The sequence below is a fragment of the Hydrophilobacter chitinilyticus genome (assembly GCF_049860745.1).
Lineage (GTDB): Bacteria > Pseudomonadota > Gammaproteobacteria > Burkholderiales > Burkholderiaceae_C > Rhodoferax_B.
On record NZ_CP187561.1, the window covers coordinates 3,777,198 to 3,801,098 of the forward strand.

Here is a 23,901-nt window from a genome sequence, read left to right on the forward strand (position 1 = left end):
GGCCGGTCGATCCCCATCACCAGGCTCTGACTTGCTGCATTCGGCGGCAGGGGCGTAGCGCATCTGTTAGCCTCGCCGGATGTCTGCTTCCCCTCTCAAGTCTGCGGGTTCCGCCGCGAGCCCCGCCACCACCACCACGCCCGCCATGCTGCCCGGCACGGTTGTGCTCATCCTCGCGCTGTGCCTCGGCCTGCAACCCGTCACCACCGACCTCTACCTTCCCGCGCTGCCCGCGCTGAGTGAAGGCTTGCAAGCCACAGTGTCCAGAACCCAGCTCACGCTGAGTGCGCTGCTGCTGGCCTTCGGCATTTCGCAGTTGATCTGGGGCCCGCTGTCCGATCGCTTTGGCCGCCGCCCCATCATGCTCGCAGGCCTGGCCGTCTACGCCTTGGCTGCAGCCGGTGGCGCCACCGCCACGTCGATTGAAATGCTGGTGCTGTGGCGTGCGCTGCAAGGTGCGGCCATGGGCGCGGGGGTGATGTGTGCCCGCGCCATCATCCGTGACCTGTACGTGCCCGAGATGGGCGCACGCGTCATGTCCAAGGCGCTCAGCGGCCTGGGTGTGATGGCCTGCCTGTCGCCCCCTATTGGCGGGCTGCTGGCCGAAACCCTGGGCTGGCGCAGCGCCTTGTTTGCGCCGGCTGTGGTGGGCGCGGCTGTGCTGGCCGTGGTGTTCTGGCGTTTTGAAGAAACCGTGACCGTGAAGAACCCGAATGCCTTGCAGTTTGGCGCGCTGTGGCACAACTGGGTAACCATTGTGCGCAACCCCACGTTCATCGCTTTCACCCTGCTGGGCACGGCCTCGTACTGCGTGCTCTTCACCATGCTGGCCAGTTCGCCCTTTGTGTTCATCAAGATCATGGGCATGAGCAAAGCGCTGTGCGGCCTGGCGATGTTCAGCGTAGCGTTTGCCTACCTGTGCGGCACCTTCTTGTGCCGCTACTGGCTGCCACGTCACGGCGTGCGCAAAACGCTGAAGCGAGCGGGTGTGATGTCGCTCACCGGCGGCACCTTGCTGGGTGGCTTGGCCCTGGCTGGTGTGTTCAGCCCCTGGGCGATTTTGTTGCCCGCCTACCTCATTGTGCTGGCCCATGGCGTCAACCAACCGTGCAGCCAAAGCGGCGCCGTAGGGCCATTCCCGCGCATGGCCGGTGCGGCCTCGGCGCTCAGCGGTTTTGCCATGATGTTGGGCGCTTTTGGCATGGGCGCCTGGCTGGGCGCCACCGCCGATGGCACGGTGTTCCCGCTGACCAACGGCATGTGGTTCTGGACGGCGGTCATCGCCCTCATCACCTGGACGCTGGTGCAAAAACACGGCGACCCAACCCCTAGCCCCGCCAAAGCCGCATGATCACAGCGCTCCCTCAAGCCATCGTTCTAGCCGGCCCCACGGCCTCGGGCAAAACCGCTGCGGCCTTGGCCATTGCGCGCCACTTGGCGCCGCGCAAGCCGGTGGAAATCATCAGCGTCGATTCGGCGCTGGTGTTCAAGGGTATGGACATTGGCACGGCCAAACCCGATGCGGCTGAAATGGCCGTGGCCCCGCACCACCTCATCAACATCCGCGACCCGCTGCAGGTCTACAACGCCGCCGAGTTTGCGGCCGACGCCGAACGCCTGATGCATGACATCACCGCACGCGGCCACCTGCCGCTGCTGGTGGGCGGCACCATGCTGTACCTCAAAGCATTGTTCGACGGGCTGGACGAGTTGCCCCAAGCCAACGCCGCCGTGCGCGCTTTGTTGGAAGCCGAAGCTGCCGCGCTGGGCTGGCCCGCCATGCACGCCAAGCTGGCCGCCGTAGACCCCGTGACCGCCGCGCGCCTGCAGCCCGCCGATGCGCAGCGCATTCAACGCGCGCTGGAGGTCTATGCCCTGTCGGGTCAACCCATGTCGGCCCTGCACACTCCTAAAACAGAAGCAGCTTACGCAGAGCGCATGAGCGCTGTGGCCTTTATTTCCTTAGAACCAGACGACCGCGCCTGGCTGCACCAACGCATTGCGCAGCGCTTCGACGCCATGCTTGCCACAGGCTTCATCGACGAAGTGCGCGCTCTGCGCGCGCGTGGCGACCTCACGCCCGACATGCCGAGCATGCGCTGCGTGGGCTACCGCCAAGTCTGGACGGCGCTGGACGAAGACCCCGACCTCAAGCCCGCTACCCTAGCCACCTTGCGCGAGCAAGGCATTGCCGCCACACGCCAATTGGCCAAGCGGCAGATCACCTGGCTTCGCTCCATGCCGCGCCGCCAATGCGTGGCCGCCGATGGCGCCGAGCCCGTGGCCGAAGTGCTGCGTTTGGTGGACGAGCACCTCGCACCCGCATGAGCGCAAAGCCCATCCTGCAACTGCAGGGCTTGAGCAAACGTTATGGCGATGCCGCCGTCTTCAGCCACGTCGATTTAAGCGTGCACGCGGGCGAGTTCGTCGCCATCGTCGGGGAGTCGGGCGTGGGCAAGTCCACGCTGCTTAACTGCATGGCCGGGCTGGACGATTGGAGCAGCGGCACGGTGACGCTGGACGGCACCGACCTCGCGCCATTGAACGACGACCAGCGCGCCCTGCTGCGCCGCGAAAAGGTGGGCTTTGTGTTCCAGGCCTTCCATGTGCTGCCGCACCTGGACGTGGCACAAAACATTGCCCTGCCCTTGATGCTGCTGGGCCGCAGCGACCCCGCACGCATCAACGCCTTGCTCGACGCCGTGGGCCTGACCGGTCTGGGCGCACGCTTGCCGCAACAGCTCAGCGGCGGCCAATGCCAGCGCGTGGCCATTGCGCGTGCGCTGGTGCACCAGCCGCGCCTGCTGCTGGCCGATGAGCCCACCGGCAACCTTGACCCCAGCACCGCCCAACGCGTGATGGACAGCCTGATCGCCCAGGCACGCGACCACGGCACGGCGCTGGTGCTGGTGACCCACTCCGACACCGCTGCCGCGCGCGCCGACCGGGTGCTGCACCTCAGCGCCAACGGCTTCGTCTAGAACGACATGGACGCCGAGTTAGCCAAGCCACAACAAGCCCAGCGCGCGCCCAACACGGTGCTGGCCCTGCTGGCCAGCTACTCATGGCAGGAGCTGCGCCACCACCCTTGGCGCAGCGCCACCGCCGTGCTGGCGGTGATGCTGGGTGTGGCGCTGGCGTTCTCGGTGCACCTCATCAACACCTCGGCACTCAGCGAATTTGCCAGCGCCGCACGCGTGGTCAGCGGCCAGCCTGACTTGACGTTGCGCGCCACGCAGACCCCGTTCAATGAGGCCTTGTTCGCGCGCGTCGCCACACGGCCCGAGGTAGCGGTGGCCAGCCCGGTGCTGGAGATCGACGCTGCCGCCACCGCTGCCGACGGCACACTCAAAAGCGTGCGCGTAGTAGGCGTGGACAGCCTGCGCGTGGCCGCCGTGGCGCCGGGCCTGCTGCCTCGTTTGGACGACGACAACGCCAACCGGCTCGACCTGTTTGCGCCCGACGCGGTATTCCTCAACGCCAGCGCGCGCCAGCAGTTGCGCATCACGCCATGCGCTTTGGTTGCCAATGCCAACTGCGTCCAACTTCAGCAAGGCCAAGCCCATCACTCCCTGCGCGTGGCCGGCAATGTTGCGGGCGACGGGATGCCGCTGCTGGTGATGGACATTGGTGCCGCACAAGACAGCTTCGCGCGCCAAGGTCAGCTCTCGCGCATCGATCTGCGTCTGCAGCCCGGCACCCAGCAAAGCACCTTGCTCACCGCCCTGGCCTTGCCGCCCGGTGTGCAAGCCGTGCAACCCGGCGACTCGGCCGAACGCATCAACAACCTCTCACGTGCCTACCGCGTCAACCTCACCGTGCTGGCTTTGGTGGCCTTGTTCACGGGGGCGTTCTTGGTGTTCTCGGTGTTGTCGCTCAGCGTAGCGAAGCGGCTGCAGCAGTTTGCGTTGCTTGGCGTGCTGGGCCTCACAGGGCGGCAGCGCCTGCAACTGGTGCTGGCCGAATCCTTGGTGCTCGGCCTGGTGGGCAGTGTGGCCGGTATTGCGATGGGCACAGCCCTGGCAGCCACGGCGCTGCGCGTGCTGGGAGGTGACTTGGGCGGTGGCTACTTTGCAGGTGTCGCCCCGGCGCTGCAGTGGCAAGCTGGCATGGCGCTGCTGTTTGGCTCGCTGGGCGTGGCGGCGGCCTTGGCCGGCGGCTGGTGGCCCGCCAAACTGGCGCAACGCTTGCCACCGGCGCAAACCCTCAAAGGCTTGGGTCAGGTAGGCACGGCTGCACCCGCGCGCTGGCCCGGCGTGGCGCTGCTGATGGCCGGAGTGGCGCTGGCGTTTGTGCCGCCCATCGCCGGCATGCCGCTGGCAGCGTACGTTGCGGTAGCGTTGCTGCTGATCGGTGGCATTGCCGTGTTGCCTTGGTGGATTGGCCTGCTCTACGACCGCCTGGCCCCCCTGCTGGCCCACCGGCTGCTGCCTACGCTGGCAATTGAGCGCGCGCGTCGTGTGCGCGAAAGTGCGGCCGTGGCGGTGAGCGGCGTGGTGGCTGCGCTTAGCCTGGCCGTGGCGTTGACGGTGATGGTCACGAGCTTTCGCGGCTCGGTGATTGACTGGCTCGACGTGGTCCTGCCCGCCGACCTGTACGTGCGCACGGGCACTGGCCCCAGCAGTGGCGACAGCGCCGTGTTGCCCCCAGCGTTGCCGGAAGCGGTGGCAAAGTTACCTGAGGTGCAACGCGTGAGCACGCTGCGCGTCGTGCCCTTGCAGCTCGACCCTGGTTTGCCCAGCGTGGCGTTCATCTCTCGTCCAGTCGTCAGCGCACAGGGTTCTGCATTGCCCTTGGTGAGCCCAGCTTTGCCAGTGCCTGAAGGCATGGTCGGGGTGTACGTCAGTGAGCCCATGGTCGACCTGTACGGCGCGCGGCCAGGCACTGAGTTCTCCTTGCTTTCCAAGTCTTTTGTGCCGTCTACGCATACTGCAAAAGCACAGACAGCTAGATTTTTCATAGCTGGCGTGTGGCGCGACTACGCCCGCCAGTTCGGTGCCATCGCCATCGACCAAGCCGACTACGTGGCCCTGAGCGGCGACACCCAAGTCAACGATATGGCCCTGTGGCTGCGTCCCGGCAGCGAGCCCGCGCAAGTCGAGCAAGCGGTGCGCACATTGGCCAAAGTGGACGCGGCGGAACTAAGCTTCGCCCAGGTGGGCGACATCCGCGCCACTTCGCTGCGCATCTTCGACCGCAGCTTTGCTGTGACCTACTGGCTGCAAGCCGTGGCCATTGCCATCGGCCTGTTTGGCGTGGCGGCCAGCTTCAGCGCACAGGTGCTGGCGCGCCGAAAAGAGTTTGGTTTGCTGGCCCATTTGGGCCTGACGCGGCGGCAAATCCTCACAGTGGTGGCAGGTGAAGGCGCTGCCTGGACTTTGGTGGGCTCAGCCGCTGGCCTGGCGCTGGGCATTGCGGTGGCGATGGTGCTGGTGTTTGTGGTCAACCCGCAAAGCTTTCACTGGACTATGGACCTGCGCCTGCCCTGGCCACGCTTGTTGCTGCTGTGCCTGGCCGTGGTGCTGGCCGGCACCGCAACAGCCTGGCTGGCGGGCCGCTCAGCCGCTAGCCGCAATGCCGTGCTGGCGGTGAAGGAAGATTGGTAAAACGCCAGCCGTTCTCCAAGCATCGCCATATTGCCCTCAACAGGCTATTGCAACATCCGGTATTTGGTCTACTGCGTTTGCGACTATTTTGGGCGATTGCCTTGGCGCCGGCGTTGCATCACACCCAGCCCCGCCAGGCTCAAACCGAAAAGAGCCAAACTGCCAGGTTCTGGCACCTTATTAAATACAGCACTTACATCTCCAACGTAGGTATGGGTGCCGGGCTCAATGATCTCGCCATCAAAATCCCCATTCACGATCGCGAGCTGATAGAACGGATCTGGAGAAACAAAAAACAACTTTCCCTGTGGTGTAAGTTGTAAATTGCTAAACAGAAAATTAAAAGCCCCGGTATTGCCATCCAGTCCATTTCCGCCATTACCCGACAAACTCAAGCTTGATGCAATCTCATAGTCATCACCCGAGCCATCTCGAACAACCTGGCCATTTTCATCAATGGATTTTTTCGTATTTTGATCTGGATCAATATAAAGACGCACTTGCCCAGTACGACCCATGAAGACGCCTTCCTGCCGCACGGTGCCTTCAGCATAAAACACAGCATAAAGACCATATCCATTCAATGCATTCAATTGCGTTGGCACGTGGACAACGGTGCCGTCATCCTTGAAGTAGGCACCGAAGTCCACGTATGCTGCGCTGGAAAAGGTGAGGTCCGTAGGGCTTGCGCCAGCCTTGATGTTAATCAACTCCGTGTAAGCACCGTTTAATTTATCAGCAACAATTACATTATCTGTATTGCCTGCAACACTACCTTCCTGAACTGTGAAATCAGGATAGGTCGTGGCTGCACTGGCGGCAACACTAGAAAATCCTAAGAAAGCAGCCATGGCTAAGGGGGCGAAATTTTTTTTCATTTCTTTACTCCATTGGGTTTTTAATTACGAATCCTCTATTTCTAGCTGACGCGCAGCATTAACAAGCAGAGAATATGCCAATGAAATAAATCACATGAAAATCAAGTCATTAGCCTTTCCATAAAAAATATTTTCAAATTCATTGTCAAGAATATCGACAAAACAATAAGAAATCATTTTAATTACATAATAAATTTAAAATGGTATTTTTTACAAATTTCAAAAACATATAATTTTGACAAAAATCAACAAAAGAAGAAATTAATAATTACACATTCAATAAAAATAATACATTTAAATAATTAAAAATAATTCAAAAAATAATTAGATACGCTTTCGCGCAGGTTCAGCATAAGAGAACAAGCGGTAAGCCCACTGGCGCGAGCAGACAGGCAGACCGTGCTCCCAGAGGTCATCAAGACGATTCGAGATGGGGATCCTTGCAGTAACTGCGCTGCAATGCACCCGGCAGAAAAATGAACCCCATACGGGGCCCAGCCTAGATCGGCGAGTCTGCGCTGGGCCCTATTTCAGGGCGTTCAGATCAACACTTCCAGCGCACCACCCAGCACCACCTGGTTGCGCCCCCGCTGCTTGGCCTTGTAAAGCGCAGAGTCTGCCTGGCCGATCAGCATTTCCGGTGAGCCGCCGGCCGTAGGCACCAACACCGCCACGCCAATGCTCAGCGTGACGCTCCCCAGCGGTGACTTGGCGTGCGGCATGCGCTTATGTTCCACCACCGCACGGATGGTCTCGGCCAGATGCTGCATCTCAGACGCATCCAGCCCCGGCGCCACAAACACGAACTCTTCGCCGCCATAACGCGCAGCCATGTCGCCCGCGCGGCGTACGTGGCTGGCCACGGCCGCCGCCACAATGCGCAGGCAGTCGTCCCCGGCTTGGTGGCCGTAAAAATCGTTGTAGAACTTGAACCAGTCCACGTCGATCATGGCGAGCGCCAACGGCCGGCCAGATCGGGCTTGGCGGTTCCATTCCTGCGTGAGCATGTCGTCAAAATGGCGCCGGTTGGCAATGCCGGTCAGGCCATCGGTGGCGCTCAGCGCCAGCAAACGGGCGTTGGCCGCCTCGAGCTCGGCCGTGCGCTCGGCCACCAGTTGCTCCAGCCGCCATTCTTGATGGCGCAGGTGGGCCACCAGTTCAGCTTCGGCGCGGTCTTGCGCTGTTTTGGACAACTCGCGCTGGCGCATCAGTTGCACCACGCCCAGCGCAAACACACCGGTCAACAAGGTTTGCACCACCGCCAGCGCCAGCGTCACCACCAGGTGGCGCGACACGGCTGCACGCTGGCCGTCGACGGCCTCGGAGGTCACGCTGTAGACGTGCAGCATGTAATCAAAAATCGGCTCACGCAATTCCAGTTGCGTTTTGCCCAGCAGCACCAGCGCGGCGGCGGCGTTGTACTCGCGGTCGGGGGACTCGCCGAGGTAGTGGTCGGCCTCTTCGACAAAATGCGTCACCGCCTCGTGCACGGCGCGGTACAGCATGTCGCGGCTGGTGTAGGGGCGGTGAATGGCGTTGGCAAATACCTGCACCTGGTTCACAAACAGGTCGTAGCGCAATTGCAGATGGGCGCGGCTCTCGGCGGTGCGCTGGTAGCTGTCCCGCTCCAGGGCGCGTTCAAAACGCTCAAACTCGCTGAGCATGGTCGACGCGCGGCGCATGGCCTGCACGTTGCGACCTGAAAAACTGGAACTCAGCTGCACAAACTGGCGCACTTGCAGCCAGGCAAGACCAATGAAGACGAGGATCAGCAACACGCCGATCATCACCACCCATTTTTTCTGCAGCTTCAGACTGCTGATCAAAATGCAGCCCGTCCGTTGATGCGCGAGCACATGGCGTGCCCCGCTGCGTTGCAAACCGACTTGCAACTCTGTATGAAACCTCTCACGTCCATGAAACGCTTTCACCCCAACACTTCCGCAAGCTCGGGCCCGCGCGGGCACAGCGGCCCCGGGGCAGGCGCAGGCAGTACCGCAAACGCCAAGGTGGGATGATAGCGTTTGATGCCTATTTGAGAGTCATTCCCAACGTTGATTGGATCAATTCAAGCGCAAATAGGGTGCCACCCAACCGTCACATGACCAGGTTCAGGCCGAAGTTCAGCGCCGCGTGACCTTCACTTCGACCTCCATGCCCAGGTAGTCCTCCAGTTCGCCGTCCCAACTACCCGAGACTGGCGACGCCTGCGACGGGTCACGTGAAGTGGCCACGCGGATCAGGTTGGTGCCGCCGAACAAGGCATTCGTCGGGTCAAACGCCACCCAACCCGGCCCAGGCAAATACACATGCACCCATGCGTGGGTGGCGCCAGCGCCGACCACCGCATCACCCTGCGCGTCAAAGCGGTCCAACGCCGGGTCATACAGGTAGCCAGAGACAAAACGGCAGGCGTACCCCAAGCGCCGCGCTGCTTCCATCATCAGCAAAGCGTAGTCGCGGCACGAACCTGCGCCCAAGGTGAGCGTTTGCACCGGGCTTTGGGTGCCCTCTTCCTCCCGCGAGGCGTAGCGCAGCGTGTTCTTGATGTGGTGTGTCATGTCGACCAACACCTGCCGACTGTTGGGCATGACGATGGTGCCCGAGCCATCAGCCGCCAGTTTGGGGCGCACAAACTGGCGCGCCCAGTTCTGCACCACACCATCGGGGTCGGCATAGTGCGGCCGCAGGTAATGCTCCAGATCCAGGCGATCGCTGGCAGCATAGGAAAACGGGTACTGCACGGCCTGCTCTTCCATCGGCAGCTCCAGGTTGTACGAACCTGCGTGTTCAATGGTGAACGAGCAGACGATCTGTAGCTCGGCCGCGGGCTCCAAGGGCTGCACCATGGCGACCGAGTTGGAGAACACGTCTTGCACCAGGTAGACATTGGCGTGCGGGCTGACCTTCAAATCAGTGGCCAGCACCCGAATGTCGTGGTTGGCGCGGGGCCGGAACATCACCCGGTGGGCGCCAAACGTGACCGGACGCGCATACCGGTAAGTGGTGGAGTGAACAATGTCAAAAATGGGATGCATAGACAATTTTTGTATGCGTCAATGAAAACGTCGCGCATGGTACACCACGGTATCGCTACAGAGCCCCAAGCCCGCAGAACTGGCTCTGACACAATGCCCAGCATGCACCGCCGCCATGTCGTCGCCACCGTTGCCGCCCTCGCAGCCTGGCCCAGTATCAGCTACAGCCTTCCCCCCGTTCAACTGCAGTTTCCGCGCGACCACGGCAGCCACCCGGACTTTCAAACCGAGTGGTGGTACATCACCGGGCATGCCACTTCTGGCACGCGCCAGTTCGGCTTTCAACTGACGTTCTTCCGCTCGCGCGTGGCGTCCACGCAAGCCATGACCTCGCACTTTGCCGCCAAACAATTGCTGCTGGCGCACGCCGCCCTGACCGATGTGCAAGGCCAAAAACTCTGGCACGACCAGCGCCTGGCGCGCGCAGGTTTTGACGTGGCCGAGGCCAGCGAGGCCGACACGCGGTTGCGCCTGCTCGACTGGTCGTTGATGCGCGAGCCCGGCCCTCCGTCCACCTTTACCGCGCACTTGCCCGCAGCCGATTTCACGTTGGACCTGCGCCTCACCGCCACCCAGCCACCGCTGCTGCAGGGGCAGCAAGGGTTGTCGCGCAAAGGGCCGCAGGCCGAGCAAGCCAGTTACTACGTGAGCCAGCCGCAACTGCAAGTGGCAGGCACTCTTACCCTGCAAGGCCGGCCCTTCAAAATCGACACCGGCCGCGCCTGGCTCGACCACGAATGGAGCCAGGCCGTGCTGCACCCCGAAGCTGTGGGATGGGACTGGATCGGCATGAACCTGGACAACGGCGACGCCCTCACCGCGTTTCATCTGCGCCGCGCCGATGGCTCTGCGCTTTGGGCTGGTGGTTCCTACCGCAGCGCCGAGGGCAAGCTGCAAACCTTTGCCGCTGATGCGGTCACCTTCACCCCCAAACGCACATGGCTCAGCCCGCAAAGCCAAGGCCGCTACCCGGTCGAGTGGCAGGTGCAAACACCCGCTGGCACCTTCTCGGTACACGCCACAGTAGACGCGCAAGAACTCGACAGCCGCGCCTCCACCGGCACGCAGTATTGGGAAGGCTTGAGCACGCTACGTGACGCCACTGGCCGCACGGTGGGCCAGGGCTACCTGGAAATGACCGGCTATGTGGGGCGACTGCGGCTATAGGCCCAGCCAAGCCGCGGTTCAGTTTGGCTCGATACCCGCTTGCTTCACTACAGCCGTCCATTTCACAGTTTCAGACTGGATGAAGCGGCCAAACGCCTCGGGCGAGTTACCCACGGTGAAGGCGCCAATGTCGTCATAACGTTTCTTGAATTCGGGCGCCTGCACAATCGCCTGCAGTTCTTGCGATACACGGTTCACGATGGCGCCAGGTGTGCCGCTGCGCACCACCACGCCATACCAGGATGTCACCTCAAACCCAGGAAAGCCAGCTTCTGCCGCCGTAGGCACCTGTGGCAACCACGGTACGCGTGTGTGGTACGCCACGGCCAGCGGTTTGAGCTTGCCTGACTGCACTTGCGGCAAGGCAGTCACCACCTCGTTGAAGATGAATTGCGTTTGCCCCGACAGCAGATCCACCAGCGCAGGAGCCAGCCCCTGGTAGGGAATGGCGGTGAAGTTCGCCCCCGTCTGGCTGCGCAGCAGTTCGCCGGCCAAATGAGGGAAAGAGCCCAGGCTCACCCCGTAATTCACCTTGCCGGGGTTCTGTTTCGAGTAGTCGATCAACTCGCGCATGCTCTTCACCGGCACCGTGGGGTTCACCAACAACACCTGCGGCGTTTGCACCAGCAGCGACACCGGTGTGAAGTCGCGTGCAAGGTCGTAGCTCAGGTTTTTGAATAAGGCTGGCTGCACCGTAAGGTTGGACGCGGGCGCCAACAACCAAGTGTAGCCATCCGCCGGTTGGCGCGCCACGTAGTCAAAGCCGATATTGCCTGCCGCACCGCTACGGTTCTCGACCACCACCGGCTGCTTCAAGCGCAGCGCCAATTGCTCGGCGGCCTCGCGCGCAATCTTGTCGGCAATGCCACCCGCTGGGTATGGCACCACCAATTTCAAAGGCTTGCTCGGAAAATCGTCTGCCGCCAAGGCCACCAAAGGAAGTGCAAGGATCAACGCTGCAGCCTGTGGCCAAAAGCGGCGCTTGTGCTTTTGCATGGGAGTTTGCATAAAAATCTTGAAGCGGAAAACCAAACAGTAGACATGAATAGGCCCCGTTTGGGAACAAATCTTTAGGCATAAACATAAGCCCCTCTGTCCACCCTATCCGCCGTCTCTTTCGTCAGCCATCGCCTACGGCGTTATGCGGCATGCCCCCGCTGCGGCCTTCGACAAAGCCCGGTAGGCTGGGTCTCATGAATGAATGGTTGTATGGATGCAAGGCTTCAAGCAGCCTGCCCAAAATGTGGCGGGCCAGATGATGGCGGATCAAAGCCTCACTTCCTTGCCGCGCCGCCACCCGATTCTTCTGGTGCTTGTGGCAGCACTGGTTCTGTTGTTCATCTTGTTCGACTGGAACTGGTTTCGCCATCCGCTGGAGCGCTACATCTCCAACAAGACGCAACGCACCTTCACCATTTCTGATCTGCATGTGCGTTTAGGTTTGACGCCCACCATCCGCATGCGCGATGTGTATTTCAGCAACACCGAATGGTCCAAGGAAGATGCGATGGCGCGCATCGAAACCCTGGAGTTTTCCGTCTCGCTGCGCGACCTGCCCGAAAAGATTTTGATTCGGCGCGTGGCACTGACGAAGCCCGATTTGATTTTCGAGCGGCTGAAAGACCAGCGCCGTAATTGGACGTTGACAGCCCCGTCGGAAACGTCTGAACCGAGCAAGCTGCGCATTGCGTCTTTGTCTGTGGACCAGGGCCGCTTGCGCTATCTCGACCACGGGCAACCGTTCGACATTGACGTACAGGCCGAAACCTTCGACCCCGCCAAGCAAGAACAGGTGAAGGACGCCAATGCCAAGCCCGAGAACAGCCGCTATGCCACGCGCTACGTGTTCAAAGGCAAGTACCACGGCGCGAGCTTTTCGGGCAACGCGCTCAGCGGTGAAGTGCTGAGCTTTCAAGAGTCGGGCATACCGTTTCCGCTCAAGGGCGATTTGGTGGCGGGCACCACCAAGCTATCGGTCGAAGGCACGGTCACCGATGCAGCCAACATCACCGCCATCGACACCCAACTGAAGATCCAAGGCCAGACGTTGGCCAATCTATACCCTTTCCTGCTGCTGCCATTGCCTGCATCGCCGCCCTACCTGTTGCAAGGCCACCTGGTGCTCAAAGGCAACCGCTACGGCATCGATGACCTGAACGGCAAGATTGGCTCAACCGATGTGCGCGGCAGCGCGGCCTACGTGGACAAAGAGCCTCGCCCACTACTCACCGCCGACCTGCGCAGCAACAACCTGCAGGTGGCCGATCTGGGTCCACTGATTGGTGTGCAAACGAAAAACAGCGGTGGCAAGCCACCGTTGACGCAGGCCCAGACCAACACCAAGGCCACGGCAACGGCCGCCGCAGCCCAGGTGGATCCGACCCATGTCTTGCCCGCCGGCACCTTTGACGGCAGCCGCCTACAAAAGATCGACGCCGACGTCACGCTGGTCGCCACCAAACTCGTCGTCCCCAAGGAAGCCATCGACCTGCCACTGGAGAGCATGAACGCCTCGCTGCACCTGCATAACGCCGTCATGAAATTAACGCCGCTGGAGTTTGGTTTTGCGGGCGGCAAGATCACCTCGGAAATCACGCTCGATGCACGTCAGCCCACCATCAGCACCGATGCCAAGATTGACTTCCGTGGCATTCGCGTCGACCGGCTCACGCCGCCAGATTCCAAGCTGGCGCAAGGCGCAGGCCTGCTGGGCGCCAGCGTGCAACTCGCAGGGCGCGGCAACTCGATTGCAGACGCGGCGGGCAATGCCAACGGGAAGGTTTCGGCGGCCATATCCAACGGCCGGATATCGAACCTGCTGGATGCCGCCAGCGGACTCAACGGCGGCAAGATCCTGCAACTGCTGGCCGGTGGCGACAAAACCATCAGCGTGAACTGCGGCGGCATGGCGTTCGACATCAAGGACGGCATCGGCAAGTCCAAGCTGCTGGTGGTGGACACCGAACAAACGCAAATTCTGGGGGACGGCGGCTTCAACCTGAAGGACGAGAAGTTCGATGTCACGCTCACCCCCAAACCCAAGAACGTCGGCATTTTGTCGCTGCGCACACCGGTGCGCCTCTACGGCCGCTTCAACCAGGCCGACTACGAATTACACAAAGGCCCACTGTTGGCACGCGCGGGTAGCGCCGTCGCACTGCTGACTGTGGCGCCGATTGCTGCGCTGCTACCGCTCATCGAAACCGGCCCAGGTCAGGATTCTGACTGCCGCCGCCTGCAAGCCAGCGCGGGTGTAAAAGAAGCCGAGAAGCAGGCCCTGACCAAGCCCAGTTCAAAGAAGAAGGCTGGGGCGAAGTAACGCTACGCCCGTAGACATCATCACGACGACGTGAGCTGACTACACTGCCTGCATGCCGTCCCCTCACGCCTCGAATCGCCTCACCTCTTTCTATCGCAGCGCCGAAGCCATGCGTAGCCGCAGTGTTAGCGACCTTGTGCTCACCCGCACATTGGAAGTGCCGGCACCACCTGCCCGGCTGGTAGCTGATTGGGAGCGAGAGACCCAAGAAAATCTAGGATTGGAACCCGGCGATGTGGAGCAGTTGCCGCTGGCCCGCGCGCGCATGCGCTGGCCAGACTACCGGCACTGTGTGCAGGCCATGGCAGCGTGGACTCAAACGCTCGGCTTGGGAGAGCTGTTAACCGAGAGCGACATCGCCTTGATGGTCTGCCGTGGCGCCAAGTACCACCACGATGGCGGCCAGTACGGCGCGGCGGCGTTTTGCAACCTGTTCTTAAGTGAAGACAAGGGCCTGGATCTGCACTTTCCGCAGGCGGGCCAGCGCATCCCCTTGGTGCGCGGCACGGCGGTGGTATTCGACACCGGCCAGCCGCATGCCGTCATCCGGCGTCACACCAGCGGCTTCCAAGCAGAAGACTTTGCCCCCGTCGACGATTGCACGCTGGTGTTTCTCACCTGGGAGTTGCCCATCGAAGACACGCGCGTGGCAGGCGCACTGCAGGTGGACTTCGACATCGCTCCGGGCACGGCGCAGCAACTGAACGATGGGCAACTCTGGCGGGACGGTGCGCCCGCCGATGTTGCCCCGCACTCCGGGCAGTGGTGCAGCCCCTCGGACGGATAAGGCCACAGGGGTAAACCACGCGCCCAGGGCTTGCAAATCTCTGCACAGATGTGGACAGATATGGCACGATGGGCAGACCTTAAGGCTGCCAAGCAAGGGGGCGACTTTGGCTGTTCAACTGTTCTCCGGGGCCAGTATCGGGCTGCTGCTCGGATTGCTCATGGGCCTGTCGACCTCGCCCGTCGTGTCGTTGGTGGTGGGGGCGCTGGCCGCGCTCTTGGGTGCCTTGGTGCTACCGTTCACCAAGGCCAACGACACTGCTCCCGCTCCCACACCCGCGCGTCAACGCGACGCGGCCTGGCGCTCGGGTGCGTTGGGCATTGCCGCCATCGTCGGCCTCGCCGCTGGCATCTGGATGCGCACACATGATGTGTTGTCGCCAGAGCGCCCTAGCCTGGCACAGCAAGTGGCTGCGGTGCAGGCCGCTGGCTTCAGCGCCGATGAAGCACGCCGTCTGGTGGCCAGCAAGGAGTTCCCGGCGGCGCGTGCGGCCTCAGCGCCCGCCGCCGCCTCTGCTGCACCCGATGCCCGCGCCACCGTGCTGTTTGGCGCGGACACCTCCACCTGCGAAAAACTCGCGCCCTCGCGTTTCAAGGACGTCGCCGCAGCCGCCACAGCCTACCAAGCTGCGGGGTTCGTCACGCTCGCCAACTTTACGCGCTCGCTGGAGGCCGAACTGCCAGACGAAAGCCAGCGCAAAGTGGCACTGGTCACCGCCGTTGGGGCCTTATGCGCCGCGCGTTGATTTTGGGCAGCGGCGCAGCCATCGCGTTGCGACTGGCTGGCAAGGTGCACGCGCAAACCCCCACACAACTGCAGCCGGGAGACATGCTGGCCAAAGCCAGCGCATCGGTCATCAAGGTCGATGCCGGCACCCACACCGCCTCCGGCTTTCTATGGCCGGACGATCAGCACGTCGTCACCGCACTGCACGTGGTAGACAGCGCGCAGAACGTGGTCGGCCATGTAGTCAATGCCCAAGGCAAGATTGAAGCCTCGCACCCGCTCAAGGTCGAACGCGTGCTCAAGTCCGCAGACTTGGTGCTGCTGCGCTTGCCTCAGCCTCTGGCACGCCCGTTCCTCGCGTTGAACACCAACCTGCCAGCCGTCAAGCAATCAATGGATGCACTCGGCTTTGCACTCAACAGCCCTGGTGCCAGCACCACGGAAGTCAAGCGGCGCTTTGGCGGCGACCGTTTGTCCGCAATCTTGCCGCCGAAGGTGCTGGCCACGCTGACCGACTACCCCAGCGCCTCGCTGGAGATCTTGAACCTCGAAGGCAATCTGGTGCCAGGTTTGTCTGGGGCGCCCTTGCTCGACAGCCGCGGCCAGGTTGTTGGCGTGGCGAATGGTGGGCTTGAAGAAGGCGCGATCGGTATCTGCTGGGGCATCCCCGCCAAACACCTGGAGCAACTCGCTGCCTCCACCACAACCGAACTGCCACGCGCCAACGCGGTGAACCTACGCTTTGCCGCCGATCTGCAGTCCAACGTGAAAACGCTGCCTCGGTTAAACGGCGTCACGCTCACGCGGCTGCGCAGCCGCACGTTTGCCCAGTTGGCGGCAAGCGCCGACGATGAACTCGGCCTGCGCCAGTTGGCTACCGTGTTCCAAGCGTTCCACCCCGAAACCTTCCGGTACGACATCTACCAAGACCTGCAACTTGGTGCCACGCTAGCGGTGCCAGAGGGCGCGACCTTGCGCACGCAGGGCGACTTCATCGCGGTGCAAGGCCCGGGCTGGCCGCGTATGGCGATGCTGGTACAAGTGCGCGCCACGGCGAATGATGCCGAAAGCCAGCACCAATCCGTCGTGTTCGAGCGCGTGGTCACGCAGATCGACACACCCGGCACGCAGGTGGTGCAAGACCCCGCGTGGTCTTACCTCGGCCCCATGCGCAAGGGCGCTTTGCAGGTCAACCGCAAAGGCTACTACCGTGGGCGCTTCAAGGACGGCATGGTTCAGCGCGACGCCTATTTCTTCGATACCTTGGCCACCAATGGGCGCGCTTTCCTGGGCGTGGCAGCCGTCAACAATGACGACAGCATCCCTACCAACATGATGGAGCTGCAATGCGCCCAGGGGCTGGGCCATGCGCGCTGCCCATCGCTGATAGCCGAGCGACGCGCCTGGGCGCAGATGGTGCTGGCCGCACAGTTCTCGACGTTTCCGCCGATCTAGCGCCACTATCAATAACGCAGCGCCCTACGCATTCCTGGCATGCGCCCTAGGCATTTTTTGTTTAAGGCACTGTTAGGGGGCCTGCGCTTCATGTCACGGCCACTTCGACCCAGACGCCTGCGTGATCAGAAGCACCGTTGTCCCACGACGTCACCTCGGCAAAACCAGTCTGCGCCGGCGCGCCTTCTTTGCGCGCGATGTTCTGAATATCAAAGATGCCGCGCCGCTCAATGCCGCTGGCTTTGATGACACGCGTGAGCGGCTGCGACAGAAAGATGTAGTCCAGCTGGTTCAGCCGCTCGCCACGCGGGCCACCTTCGAAGTAGTAGGTGTAGCGGTCGGTCACGGGCTGGGCGGGGTCTATGACGGGTGTCAAACCCGGCTCGGCAAAAAGCGGCGCCAGGCTTTGCAGTGGGTTGGCAGCGTCTTCGTTCAAATCGCCCACCACCACCACGTAGTCTTTCTTCAAGTCATAGGTTTGCGTCAAGATGTCGGCCACGCGGTTGGATTGATCCAGCCGTTTTTCTGCAGACTTCTTTTTCTCGGCAGCAGTCTTGCCGTTCTGGCTTTTGAAGTGGTTGCACAACACGTAGACGGGGCGGCTCAGGCCGGCGTCTATCGCCACCTCCAGGCAGTCGCGGCTGAAGACGGGGTTGAACACCTTGCCAGCGTCAAACACATGGGTACGCACGCTGGCGATTTTGTGGCGTGTTAGGCAGGCCACGTCGATGCCGCGCGGGTCGTTCGGGCTGTCGATCATCACAAACTGCTTGAACTTCTTGCTGCCCAAAATCTGGCTATTGAAGCTGCGCAGCACGTCCATGCCTTCCACCTCCACCGCACACAAGATGTCGGCGTTCAGCGCCTTGATCACTTTGCCCGTGTTCTTGCGCTGCTGATCGTTGAACTCCTGGTCCTTGAAGACGATTTGGCCCAGCCAGTCGCCCCGGCCTTTACAGCTTTTGTTGATGCGAAAGCCGGTGAGTCCGCTCTCCTTTTTCCAGTCGCCCAGAGAGCCCGCGTCTTTGCGCACGTCTAGATACAGCAGCAATTCGTGCGACACCGCGAAGACCTTGTCTTTGAGCGGCGCGTCGTAAGTGGCGCGGTCCAGCAAGCCTTGCAGCACGCGCACCTGGTCGAGCAGCGCATCGGTGCGCGCACTGTCGCGGATGTTGAGAATCGCCGCGCGGCGGAACAGGTTCTCGACGTTGTAACTCGCGATGCGTAGTTTCATGCGGCCCCCTTGTGGTCTGCGCACTGTAGACCTGGGGTGGAAGGGCCGCAACTTCAACACATAAAAAAGCCACCCCGAAGGGTGGCTTTCACAGCAAACGCTGGAGGTTGCCTACGATTAGACGCCGACGTAAGCGGTCTTCACGGTGGTGAAGAACTCTTGTGCGTAACGGCCTTGTTCGCGCGCGCCGAAACTGCTGCTCTTGCGGCCGCCAAACGGCACGTGGTAGTCGACGCCTGCGGTGGGCAGGTTGACCATCACCATGCCGGCTTGGCTGTGGCGCTTGAAGTGCGTGGCGTATTTCAGCGAAGTGGTGGCAATGCCAGCCGACAGGCCGAAAGGCGTGTTGTTCGATTCGAACAGCGCTTCTTCGTAGCCCTTCACGCGGATGATGCTGGCCACGGGGCCGAACACTTCTTCCTTGTTGATGCGCATGTCGGCAGTGGTGTCGGTCAACAGGGCGGGTGCCATGTAGAAACCTTCGGTGCCGAGCTTCAGGCGTTGGCCACCGGCCACCAGCTTGGCGCCTTCGTCCTGGCCGATTTGCACGTAGCCCAAATCTTGCTCAAGCTGCGATTGCGAAGAGACCGGGCCGATGTCGATACCAGCAGCCAGGGCGTCGCCAATCTTCAGCGTGGCCATGCGAGCGGTCACAGCGTCGACAAACTTGCTGTAGATGCCTTCGGTGACGATCAGGCGGCTCGATGCGGTGCAGCGTTGGCCGGTGGAGAAGAACGCGCTTTGCACGCTCAGTTCCACGGCTTGGGCCAGGTCGGCGTCGTCCAGAATGACTTGTGGGTTCTTGCCACCCATCTCCAGCTGCACCTTCTTCAGGTTCACAGCGCATTGCTGGGCAATACGGGCGCCAACGCTTTGCGAACCGGTGAAGCTGATGGCGTCGATGCTAGGGTGGTTGACCAACGGGTCACCGATGACCGAGCCACGGCCCATCACCAGGTTGAACACGCCCGCAGGGATGCCGCTGCGGTTGATGATGTCGGCCAGTGCCCAGGCGCAACCTGGCACCAGGTCGGCAGGCTTGATCACCACGCAATTACCATAGGCCAGTGCGGGCGCGATCTTCCAGGCCGGGATGGCGATGGGGAAGTTCCATGGGGTGATGAGGCCCACCACACCCAACGGTTCGCGGGTGATTTCCACGTGCACACCGGTGCGCACGGAAGGCAGAATTTCACCGGCCAAACGCAGGCATTCACCCGCGAAGAACTTGAAGATGTTGCCTGCACGGGTCACTTCACCAATGCCTTCGGGCTTGGTCTTGCCTTCTTCGCGCGACAGCAGCGTGCCGAGTTCTTCGCGGCGCGCCAGAATTTCATTGCCGATCTTGTCGAGTGCGTCGGCACGCGCTTGCACGTTGCCGGTCGACCAGGCGGGGAAAGCAGCGCGGGCGGCCTTGACGGCAGCGTCCAACTGGGCCGCGTCCGCTTGTGTGTATTCGCCGATCACGTCGGACAGGTTCGACGGGTTGACGTTGGGGGCATAGGTAGCACCAGCGACCCATTGGCCGTTGATCAGGTTGTCATGCTTGGATGTCATGTTGCAGGTTCCTTGAAGGGGGTTCGGGAGACAGGCTGTTGTGCGTGGAAACGCCAAGCACAACAGTCAGAAAACGATGACCAGAGCGAGCCTAAATGCGCAAAGGCGATGGTAGCAAAGCTAGCATCGCCTATCGCTCTAGCGAGCTAAGCCGTGGTTACTGTGGGCCAAGCTTCTTGATCAGCGCAGCCAGCATTTCAACTTCGTTGGGCTTCAGGTCCGACAGCGGTGCACGCACGGGGCCTGCATCGTGGCCGACCAGCTTGGCGCCGGCCTTGATGATGCTCACGCCGTAGCCTTCCACGCGGTTGCGGATTTCCAGGTAAGGCATGAAGAACTCCTTCAGCAGACGGTGCTGCGTGGTGATGTCGTCAGCGGCCACGGCCTTGTAGAAGTCCATTGCCGTCTTGGGGATGAAGTTGAACACGGCCGACGAGTACACCGGCGTGCCCAGTGCCTTGTAGGCGGCTGCGTAAACTTCAGCGGTGGGCAAGCCACCCAGGTAGGCGAAACGGTCGCCCATCTTCATGAAGATGGAAGACATGGTCTCAATATTGCCCACGCCGTCCTTGAAGCCGATGAGGTTAGGGCAGCGCTCGGCCAGGATGGCCAGCGAGTTGGGCGTGAGCTTGGTGCGGTCGCGGTTGTAGACGATGACGCCGAACTTCACGCTGTTGCAGACTTGCGCCACGTGTTCGATCAGGCCTTCCTGGCCGGCTTCGGTCAGGTAGTGCGGCAGCAACAAGATGCCGTGGGCGCCCAGGCGCTCGGCTTCTTGGGCGTGCTGGATGGCCACGCGGGTCGGGCCGCCGGCGCCGGCAATGATCGGCACCTTGCCACGGCAGGTGTCGACAGCGGTCTTGATGATCTCGGAATACTCTTTGGATTCGAGCGAGAAATACTCGCCCGTGCCGCCGGCGGCGAACAGGGCCGAGGCGCCGTACGGGGCCAGCCATTCGAGGCGGGCGGCGTAGCTCTTGGCGTTGAAGTTGCCTTGGGCGTCGAAGTCGGTCACGGGGAACGACAACAGGCCGGAGCCCATGATTTTCTTGAGGTCTTGTGGGTTCATGCTCATGATGGTCTACCTTAAAACAATGTGTTGGATTTGATGTTAGAGAATTCGGCACCGTGGTCGGCGCCTGCCTTTTAGTTGTTAACTTGGCGAGTCTGTGATGCGGCCAGGCCGCATCAATCAAGCCGGATGTTGCCGTCCTTCACCACTTGGGCCCAGCGAGTGCGTTCCTGGTTAAAGAACTGGTCTTGCTCGGTAGGCAACATCGTCACCACCTCAGCCCCCTGCCCGGTCAGGCGCGAGCGAATGTCGGGGCTGCGAATGATCTTGATCAACTCGTTGTTGAGCTTGGTGACCACGGCCGCAGGCGTGCCGTTGGGCGTCAACACACCTTGCCAGGTACCAGACTCAAAATTGGTCAAACCTTGCTCTGCCAGTGTGGGCACATCGCCCACCAGCGGCATACGCGTTTTCTTCGAGATGGCCAGCACCTTGAGCTTGCCACTTTGCACGTGCGGCAGGGTGGCCAGCATGCCGTTCATCAGCACCTGGGTTTGGCCGCCCATGGTGTCTCCAATGGCTTGCACGCCGCCCTTATAGGGCACGTAGATCCACTTGGCGCCACTGGCGCGTTCTACCGCCACACCCGCCAGATGCGGCGCGCTGCCCATGGCAGTGACGGCAAAGTTCAAGTCCGTTTTCTTCGAATACGCCACCAACTCCTTGAGGTTGGCGACCGGCACCGATGGGTGCACCACCAGCATGTGCGGCGAGTAGGCCAGCATGGTCACACCACGCAGGTCTTTGCTCGGGTCAAAAGCCAGCTTGGTGTAGACCGAGGGGCTGATGGCCAGTGCGCCCACATCACACAGCAACAGCGTGTGACCATCGGGTGCCGATTTGGCAACGAATTCGGCGCCCAGGTTGCCGTTGGCACCTGGGCGGTTTTCCACGATCACCGACTGCTTCAGCGCTTCAGAAAGCGGCTGACTGATGGAGCGCGCAATGATGTCCGACGAGCCGCCCGGCGGGTAAGGCACGATCAGCTTGATGGGTTTGGTTGGATAGGCCTGTGCCCATGCGGGCGCCCCCACGGTGGCCAAAGCCCCCGTGGCCAGCAACAGATTTCGGCGATTCAGCGTCATGGTTTTCTCTTGCCTCCGTTATCTGAACACACTCGGCAGCCACAGCGAAAACGCGGGCACGTAGGTCACAAGCGCCAGACAAACCGTTAGCGCACCGTAGAAGGGCAGGATCGACTTCATCACCTGCCCCACCGATATCTCCCCGATGGCACAACCGACGAACTGCGTCACCCCCACAGGCGGCGTGTTCAGGCCCAGCGCACAGTTGATCAGCATGACGATGCCGAACTGAACTGGGTCCATACCGAACTGCGCAGCGATAGGCAAGAAGATCGGCGTGCAAATCAGGATGGTGGCAGCCATGTCCAAGAAAGTACCCAGCACGAACAACAGCACGTTGATCATCAGGAAAATGACCCACGGCGTAGCCGACACGGACGTCATCAACGCGCCGGTCTTCTGCGGCACTTCGTACAGCGCCATGAAGTAGCCGAAGGCCGACGAAATACCGATCAGCAGCAGCACCACGCCCGTCGTCTTGCACGCCTTGGCGCAAGCCTTCAGGAAGTGCTGCCACGACAGCGAACGGTAAACCAGCACCGTCACCAGCAACGCCCAAAGCACCGCAGTCGCGGCCGATTCGGTCGCGGTAAAGATGCCAGACAAGATGCCCGCCAAGATGATCACCACGATCAGCAGACCAGGCATTGCGGCCAGGAAGGCTCTGGTCACAACTTTCCAGCCTGGGAAGGTGCCATGGGTGGGGTAACCACGCTTCACCGCCACGTAGTAGGCCGCCACCAAGTTGCAGATGGTCAACAGCAGCGCAGGAATCACGCCAGCCAAAATCAGATTGAACACGCTGACCGAGGCAATGCCCGTGGTGGCCAACGCGAAGATGATCAGGTTGTGCGAAGTTGGCATCAGCGCGCCCACCAGTGCCGCATGGGTGGTCACGTTCACGGCGTAGTCGGCGTCGTAGCCTTCCTTCTTCATCAGCGGGATCATTACCGAGCCCATGGCCGACACGTCGGCCAAAGGGGAACCGGCCACGCCGCCGAACAAGGTGCAACCGATCACGTTGCTCATGCCCAGGCCGCCACGCACATGGCCGACCAGACTGTTGGCAAAACGCACGATACGGTCGGCAATGCCGCCGTACAACATCAATTCACCGGCAAACACGAAGAACGGAATGGCCAGGAAAGAAAACACCTGCATGCCGCCAACCATCTTCTGAAACACGATGGCGGTGGGAATACCCGAATACAGCACGGTGCAGACCGAGGCCAGGCCGATGGAGAACGCCACCGGCACCCCTAGCACCAGCAATATCGCAAAGCTTAGAGAGAGAACTGTCAGTTCCATTGAATTCTTTCAGTCAGTACCAGGACGGAACAACTTCTTCGTGACGCACCAACGCCAGGATGTGTTCGATGGAAAACATCACGATCAACACGCCGCAGATCACCAGCGACAGGTAGTCGATACCGACGGGCAAATGCAGCATGGGATCCAGTTCGTCCCACTTCAGACGCGTCCAGAGGATGCCGTTTTGAACCATGATGACGCCGAACACCACGACGATCACATGGATCAGGATTTCCAGCTTCAGGCGCATGTTTTCTGGCAGCAAAGACACCAGCGACTCCAGACCGATGTGGCCCGCGTCGCGCACGCCCACGGCCACGCCGAAAGCGGTGACGTACAACACCAATTGCAGGGCCAATGCTTCAGCCCAGGTCGGGGTGTCGTTGAAGATGTAGCGGCCGATCACCTGGGTCTGCACGCTGAGAATGATACCGATCAGGCAGATGATGCCGAGGACCAGGCAGGTCTTGCTGAGAAAGCCGCAGAGGCGCGCATAGAAATGACGCGCCTCTGGGCGCTCGTGTTCGGCGTCGAGTCCGGGAGCGACGGGGCTCACGGCCGCCGTGGTGGCCGCGGCCGTAGCCGGGGTCGATGTATAGGATGCACTCATAGGGTTCCTAGAGGAACGCGCGCCCCACAGACCGGCATGGGCCGGCCCAGGCAGCG

The 23,901-nt window shown here is 61.5% G+C and carries 19 protein-coding genes; 9 read left to right on the plus strand and 10 right to left on the minus strand.

The genetic code is table 11. The annotated features are described in order from the left end of the window. The first annotated feature begins 79 nt into the window (after positions 1 to 79). From ACPWMG_RS16810 to ACPWMG_RS16825, 4 genes are read left to right on the plus strand one after another with little or no spacing between them, the layout of a single operon-like run. The gene (locus ACPWMG_RS16810) at positions 80 to 1,351 is read left to right on the plus strand and encodes a multidrug effflux MFS transporter (protein ID WP_483300622.1); all 1,272 of its coding nucleotides are present in this window, start codon (positions 80 to 82) and stop codon (positions 1,349 to 1,351) included. Further along, a complete protein-coding gene (gene miaA, locus ACPWMG_RS16815; protein ID WP_483300623.1) occupies positions 1,348 to 2,328 on the plus strand; it encodes a tRNA (adenosine(37)-N6)-dimethylallyltransferase MiaA in 981 nt (326 codons plus the stop codon). The genes ACPWMG_RS16810 and miaA overlap by 4 nt, the downstream gene beginning before the upstream one ends. Further along, complete coding sequence (locus ACPWMG_RS16820) at positions 2,325 to 2,981, plus strand: ABC transporter ATP-binding protein (protein WP_483300624.1); 657 nt, start codon at positions 2,325 to 2,327, stop codon at positions 2,979 to 2,981. Before miaA ends, ACPWMG_RS16820 begins: the two co-directional genes overlap by 4 nt. A gap of 6 nt (positions 2,982 to 2,987) precedes the next feature. Continuing rightward, entirely contained in the window at positions 2,988 to 5,606 is a 2,619-nt protein-coding gene (locus tag ACPWMG_RS16825; RefSeq protein WP_483300625.1) for an ABC transporter permease, read from the plus strand. 83 nt (positions 5,607 to 5,689) lie between these two features. Here the strand turns inward: ACPWMG_RS16825 and pepA are convergent, their stop codons facing one another. From pepA to ACPWMG_RS16840, 3 genes are all read right to left on the minus strand, one after another. Continuing rightward, a complete protein-coding gene (gene pepA / locus ACPWMG_RS16830) occupies positions 5,690 to 6,484 on the minus strand; it encodes a flocculation-associated PEP-CTERM protein PepA (protein ID WP_483300626.1) in 795 nt (264 codons plus the stop codon). A gap of 539 nt (positions 6,485 to 7,023) precedes the next feature. Further along, positions 7,024 to 8,310 carry a GGDEF domain-containing protein gene (locus ACPWMG_RS16835; protein WP_483300627.1) on the minus strand — a complete coding sequence of 429 codons (1,287 nt, stop codon included), beginning with the start codon at positions 8,308 to 8,310 and terminating at the stop codon, positions 7,024 to 7,026. 297 nt (positions 8,311 to 8,607) lie between these two features. Further along, the gene (locus ACPWMG_RS16840; RefSeq protein WP_483300628.1) at positions 8,608 to 9,522 is read right to left on the minus strand and encodes a transglutaminase family protein; all 915 of its coding nucleotides are present in this window, start codon (positions 9,520 to 9,522) and stop codon (positions 8,608 to 8,610) included. A 102-nt stretch (positions 9,523 to 9,624) separates the two neighbouring features. Here ACPWMG_RS16840 and ACPWMG_RS16845 point away from each other — a divergent pair, with 102 nt between their 5' ends. Further along, positions 9,625 to 10,689: a lipocalin-like domain-containing protein gene (locus tag ACPWMG_RS16845; RefSeq protein ID WP_483300629.1), complete on the plus strand. Its 1,065-nt coding sequence runs from the start codon at positions 9,625 to 9,627 to the stop codon at positions 10,687 to 10,689. 18 nt (positions 10,690 to 10,707) lie between these two features. Here the strand turns inward: ACPWMG_RS16845 and ACPWMG_RS16850 are convergent, their stop codons facing one another. After that, positions 10,708 to 11,685 carry a Bug family tripartite tricarboxylate transporter substrate binding protein gene (locus ACPWMG_RS16850; RefSeq protein ID WP_483300630.1) on the minus strand — a complete coding sequence of 326 codons (978 nt, stop codon included), beginning with the start codon at positions 11,683 to 11,685 and terminating at the stop codon, positions 10,708 to 10,710. Positions 11,686 to 11,902: 217 nt separating this feature from the next. Here ACPWMG_RS16850 and ACPWMG_RS16855 point away from each other — a divergent pair, with 217 nt between their 5' ends. The 4 genes from ACPWMG_RS16855 to ACPWMG_RS16870 all read left to right on the plus strand — a co-directional run bounded on the left by ACPWMG_RS16855 (position 11,903) and on the right by ACPWMG_RS16870 (position 16,976). After that, positions 11,903 to 14,008 (plus strand): AsmA family protein, encoded by a 2,106-nt coding sequence (locus ACPWMG_RS16855; RefSeq protein WP_483300631.1) that lies wholly within the window; start codon positions 11,903 to 11,905, stop codon positions 14,006 to 14,008. A gap of 52 nt (positions 14,009 to 14,060) precedes the next feature. Beyond that, positions 14,061 to 14,795 carry a hypothetical protein gene (locus ACPWMG_RS16860; RefSeq protein ID WP_483300632.1) on the plus strand — a complete coding sequence of 245 codons (735 nt, stop codon included), beginning with the start codon at positions 14,061 to 14,063 and terminating at the stop codon, positions 14,793 to 14,795. A gap of 106 nt (positions 14,796 to 14,901) precedes the next feature. Further along, positions 14,902 to 15,540: a hypothetical protein gene (locus ACPWMG_RS16865; RefSeq protein ID WP_483300633.1), complete on the plus strand. Its 639-nt coding sequence runs from the start codon at positions 14,902 to 14,904 to the stop codon at positions 15,538 to 15,540. Beyond that, positions 15,525 to 16,976, plus strand: a complete 1,452-nt coding sequence (locus tag ACPWMG_RS16870) for a S1 family peptidase (RefSeq protein WP_483300634.1) — start codon at positions 15,525 to 15,527, stop codon at positions 16,974 to 16,976. The genes ACPWMG_RS16865 and ACPWMG_RS16870 overlap by 16 nt, the downstream gene beginning before the upstream one ends. 88 nt (positions 16,977 to 17,064) lie before the next feature. Here ACPWMG_RS16870 and ACPWMG_RS16875 read toward each other — a convergent pair whose 3' ends face one another. The 6 genes from ACPWMG_RS16875 to ACPWMG_RS16900 form a co-directional block, all read right to left on the minus strand. Continuing rightward, positions 17,065 to 18,210 (minus strand): endonuclease/exonuclease/phosphatase family protein, encoded by a 1,146-nt coding sequence (locus ACPWMG_RS16875; protein WP_483300635.1) that lies wholly within the window; start codon positions 18,208 to 18,210, stop codon positions 17,065 to 17,067. A 117-nt stretch (positions 18,211 to 18,327) separates the two neighbouring features. Next, positions 18,328 to 19,767: an aldehyde dehydrogenase family protein gene (locus ACPWMG_RS16880; protein WP_483300636.1), complete on the minus strand. Its 1,440-nt coding sequence runs from the start codon at positions 19,765 to 19,767 to the stop codon at positions 18,328 to 18,330. A gap of 157 nt (positions 19,768 to 19,924) precedes the next feature. Continuing rightward, complete coding sequence (kdgD, locus tag ACPWMG_RS16885) at positions 19,925 to 20,836, minus strand: 5-dehydro-4-deoxyglucarate dehydratase (RefSeq protein WP_483305277.1); 912 nt, start codon at positions 20,834 to 20,836, stop codon at positions 19,925 to 19,927. Between the two features lie 119 nt (positions 20,837 to 20,955). After that, a complete protein-coding gene (locus ACPWMG_RS16890) occupies positions 20,956 to 21,924 on the minus strand; it encodes a Bug family tripartite tricarboxylate transporter substrate binding protein (RefSeq protein ID WP_483300637.1) in 969 nt (322 codons plus the stop codon). 18 nt (positions 21,925 to 21,942) lie between these two features. Next, entirely contained in the window at positions 21,943 to 23,232 is a 1,290-nt protein-coding gene (locus tag ACPWMG_RS16895) for a TRAP transporter large permease (RefSeq protein WP_483300638.1), read from the minus strand. Positions 23,233 to 23,245: 13 nt separating this feature from the next. Next, a complete protein-coding gene (locus ACPWMG_RS16900) occupies positions 23,246 to 23,845 on the minus strand; it encodes a TRAP transporter small permease (RefSeq protein WP_483300639.1) in 600 nt (199 codons plus the stop codon). Between the last annotated feature and the right edge of the window lie 56 nt (positions 23,846 to 23,901).

Coding starts and splice junctions, on each gene's coding strand:
- ACPWMG_RS16870 (WP_483300634.1), top strand. CDS start 15,525: ATGCGCCGCGCGTTGATTTTGGGCAGCGGCGCAGCCATCGCGTTGCGA.
- ACPWMG_RS16855 (WP_483300631.1), top strand. CDS start 11,903: ATGCAAGGCTTCAAGCAGCCTGCCCAAAATGTGGCGGGCCAGATGATG.
- kdgD (WP_483305277.1), bottom strand. CDS start 20,836: ATGAACCCACAAGACCTCAAGAAAATCATGGGCTCCGGCCTGTTGTCG.
- ACPWMG_RS16880 (WP_483300636.1), bottom strand. CDS start 19,767: ATGACATCCAAGCATGACAACCTGATCAACGGCCAATGGGTCGCTGGT.
- ACPWMG_RS16840 (WP_483300628.1), bottom strand. CDS start 9,522: ATGCATCCCATTTTTGACATTGTTCACTCCACCACTTACCGGTATGCG.
- ACPWMG_RS16900 (WP_483300639.1), bottom strand. CDS start 23,845: ATGAGTGCATCCTATACATCGACCCCGGCTACGGCCGCGGCCACCACG.
- ACPWMG_RS16850 (WP_483300630.1), bottom strand. CDS start 11,685: ATGCAAAAGCACAAGCGCCGCTTTTGGCCACAGGCTGCAGCGTTGATC.
- ACPWMG_RS16895 (WP_483300638.1), bottom strand. CDS start 23,232: ATGGAACTGACAGTTCTCTCTCTAAGCTTTGCGATATTGCTGGTGCTA.
- ACPWMG_RS16860 (WP_483300632.1), top strand. CDS start 14,061: ATGCCGTCCCCTCACGCCTCGAATCGCCTCACCTCTTTCTATCGCAGC.
- ACPWMG_RS16890 (WP_483300637.1), bottom strand. CDS start 21,924: ATGACGCTGAATCGCCGAAATCTGTTGCTGGCCACGGGGGCTTTGGCC.
- ACPWMG_RS16810 (WP_483300622.1), top strand. CDS start 80: ATGTCTGCTTCCCCTCTCAAGTCTGCGGGTTCCGCCGCGAGCCCCGCC.
- ACPWMG_RS16845 (WP_483300629.1), top strand. CDS start 9,625: ATGCACCGCCGCCATGTCGTCGCCACCGTTGCCGCCCTCGCAGCCTGG.
- miaA (WP_483300623.1), top strand. CDS start 1,348: ATGATCACAGCGCTCCCTCAAGCCATCGTTCTAGCCGGCCCCACGGCC.
- ACPWMG_RS16875 (WP_483300635.1), bottom strand. CDS start 18,210: ATGAAACTACGCATCGCGAGTTACAACGTCGAGAACCTGTTCCGCCGC.
- ACPWMG_RS16825 (WP_483300625.1), top strand. CDS start 2,988: ATGGACGCCGAGTTAGCCAAGCCACAACAAGCCCAGCGCGCGCCCAAC.
- pepA (WP_483300626.1), bottom strand. CDS start 6,484: ATGAAAAAAAATTTCGCCCCCTTAGCCATGGCTGCTTTCTTAGGATTT.
- ACPWMG_RS16820 (WP_483300624.1), top strand. CDS start 2,325: ATGAGCGCAAAGCCCATCCTGCAACTGCAGGGCTTGAGCAAACGTTAT.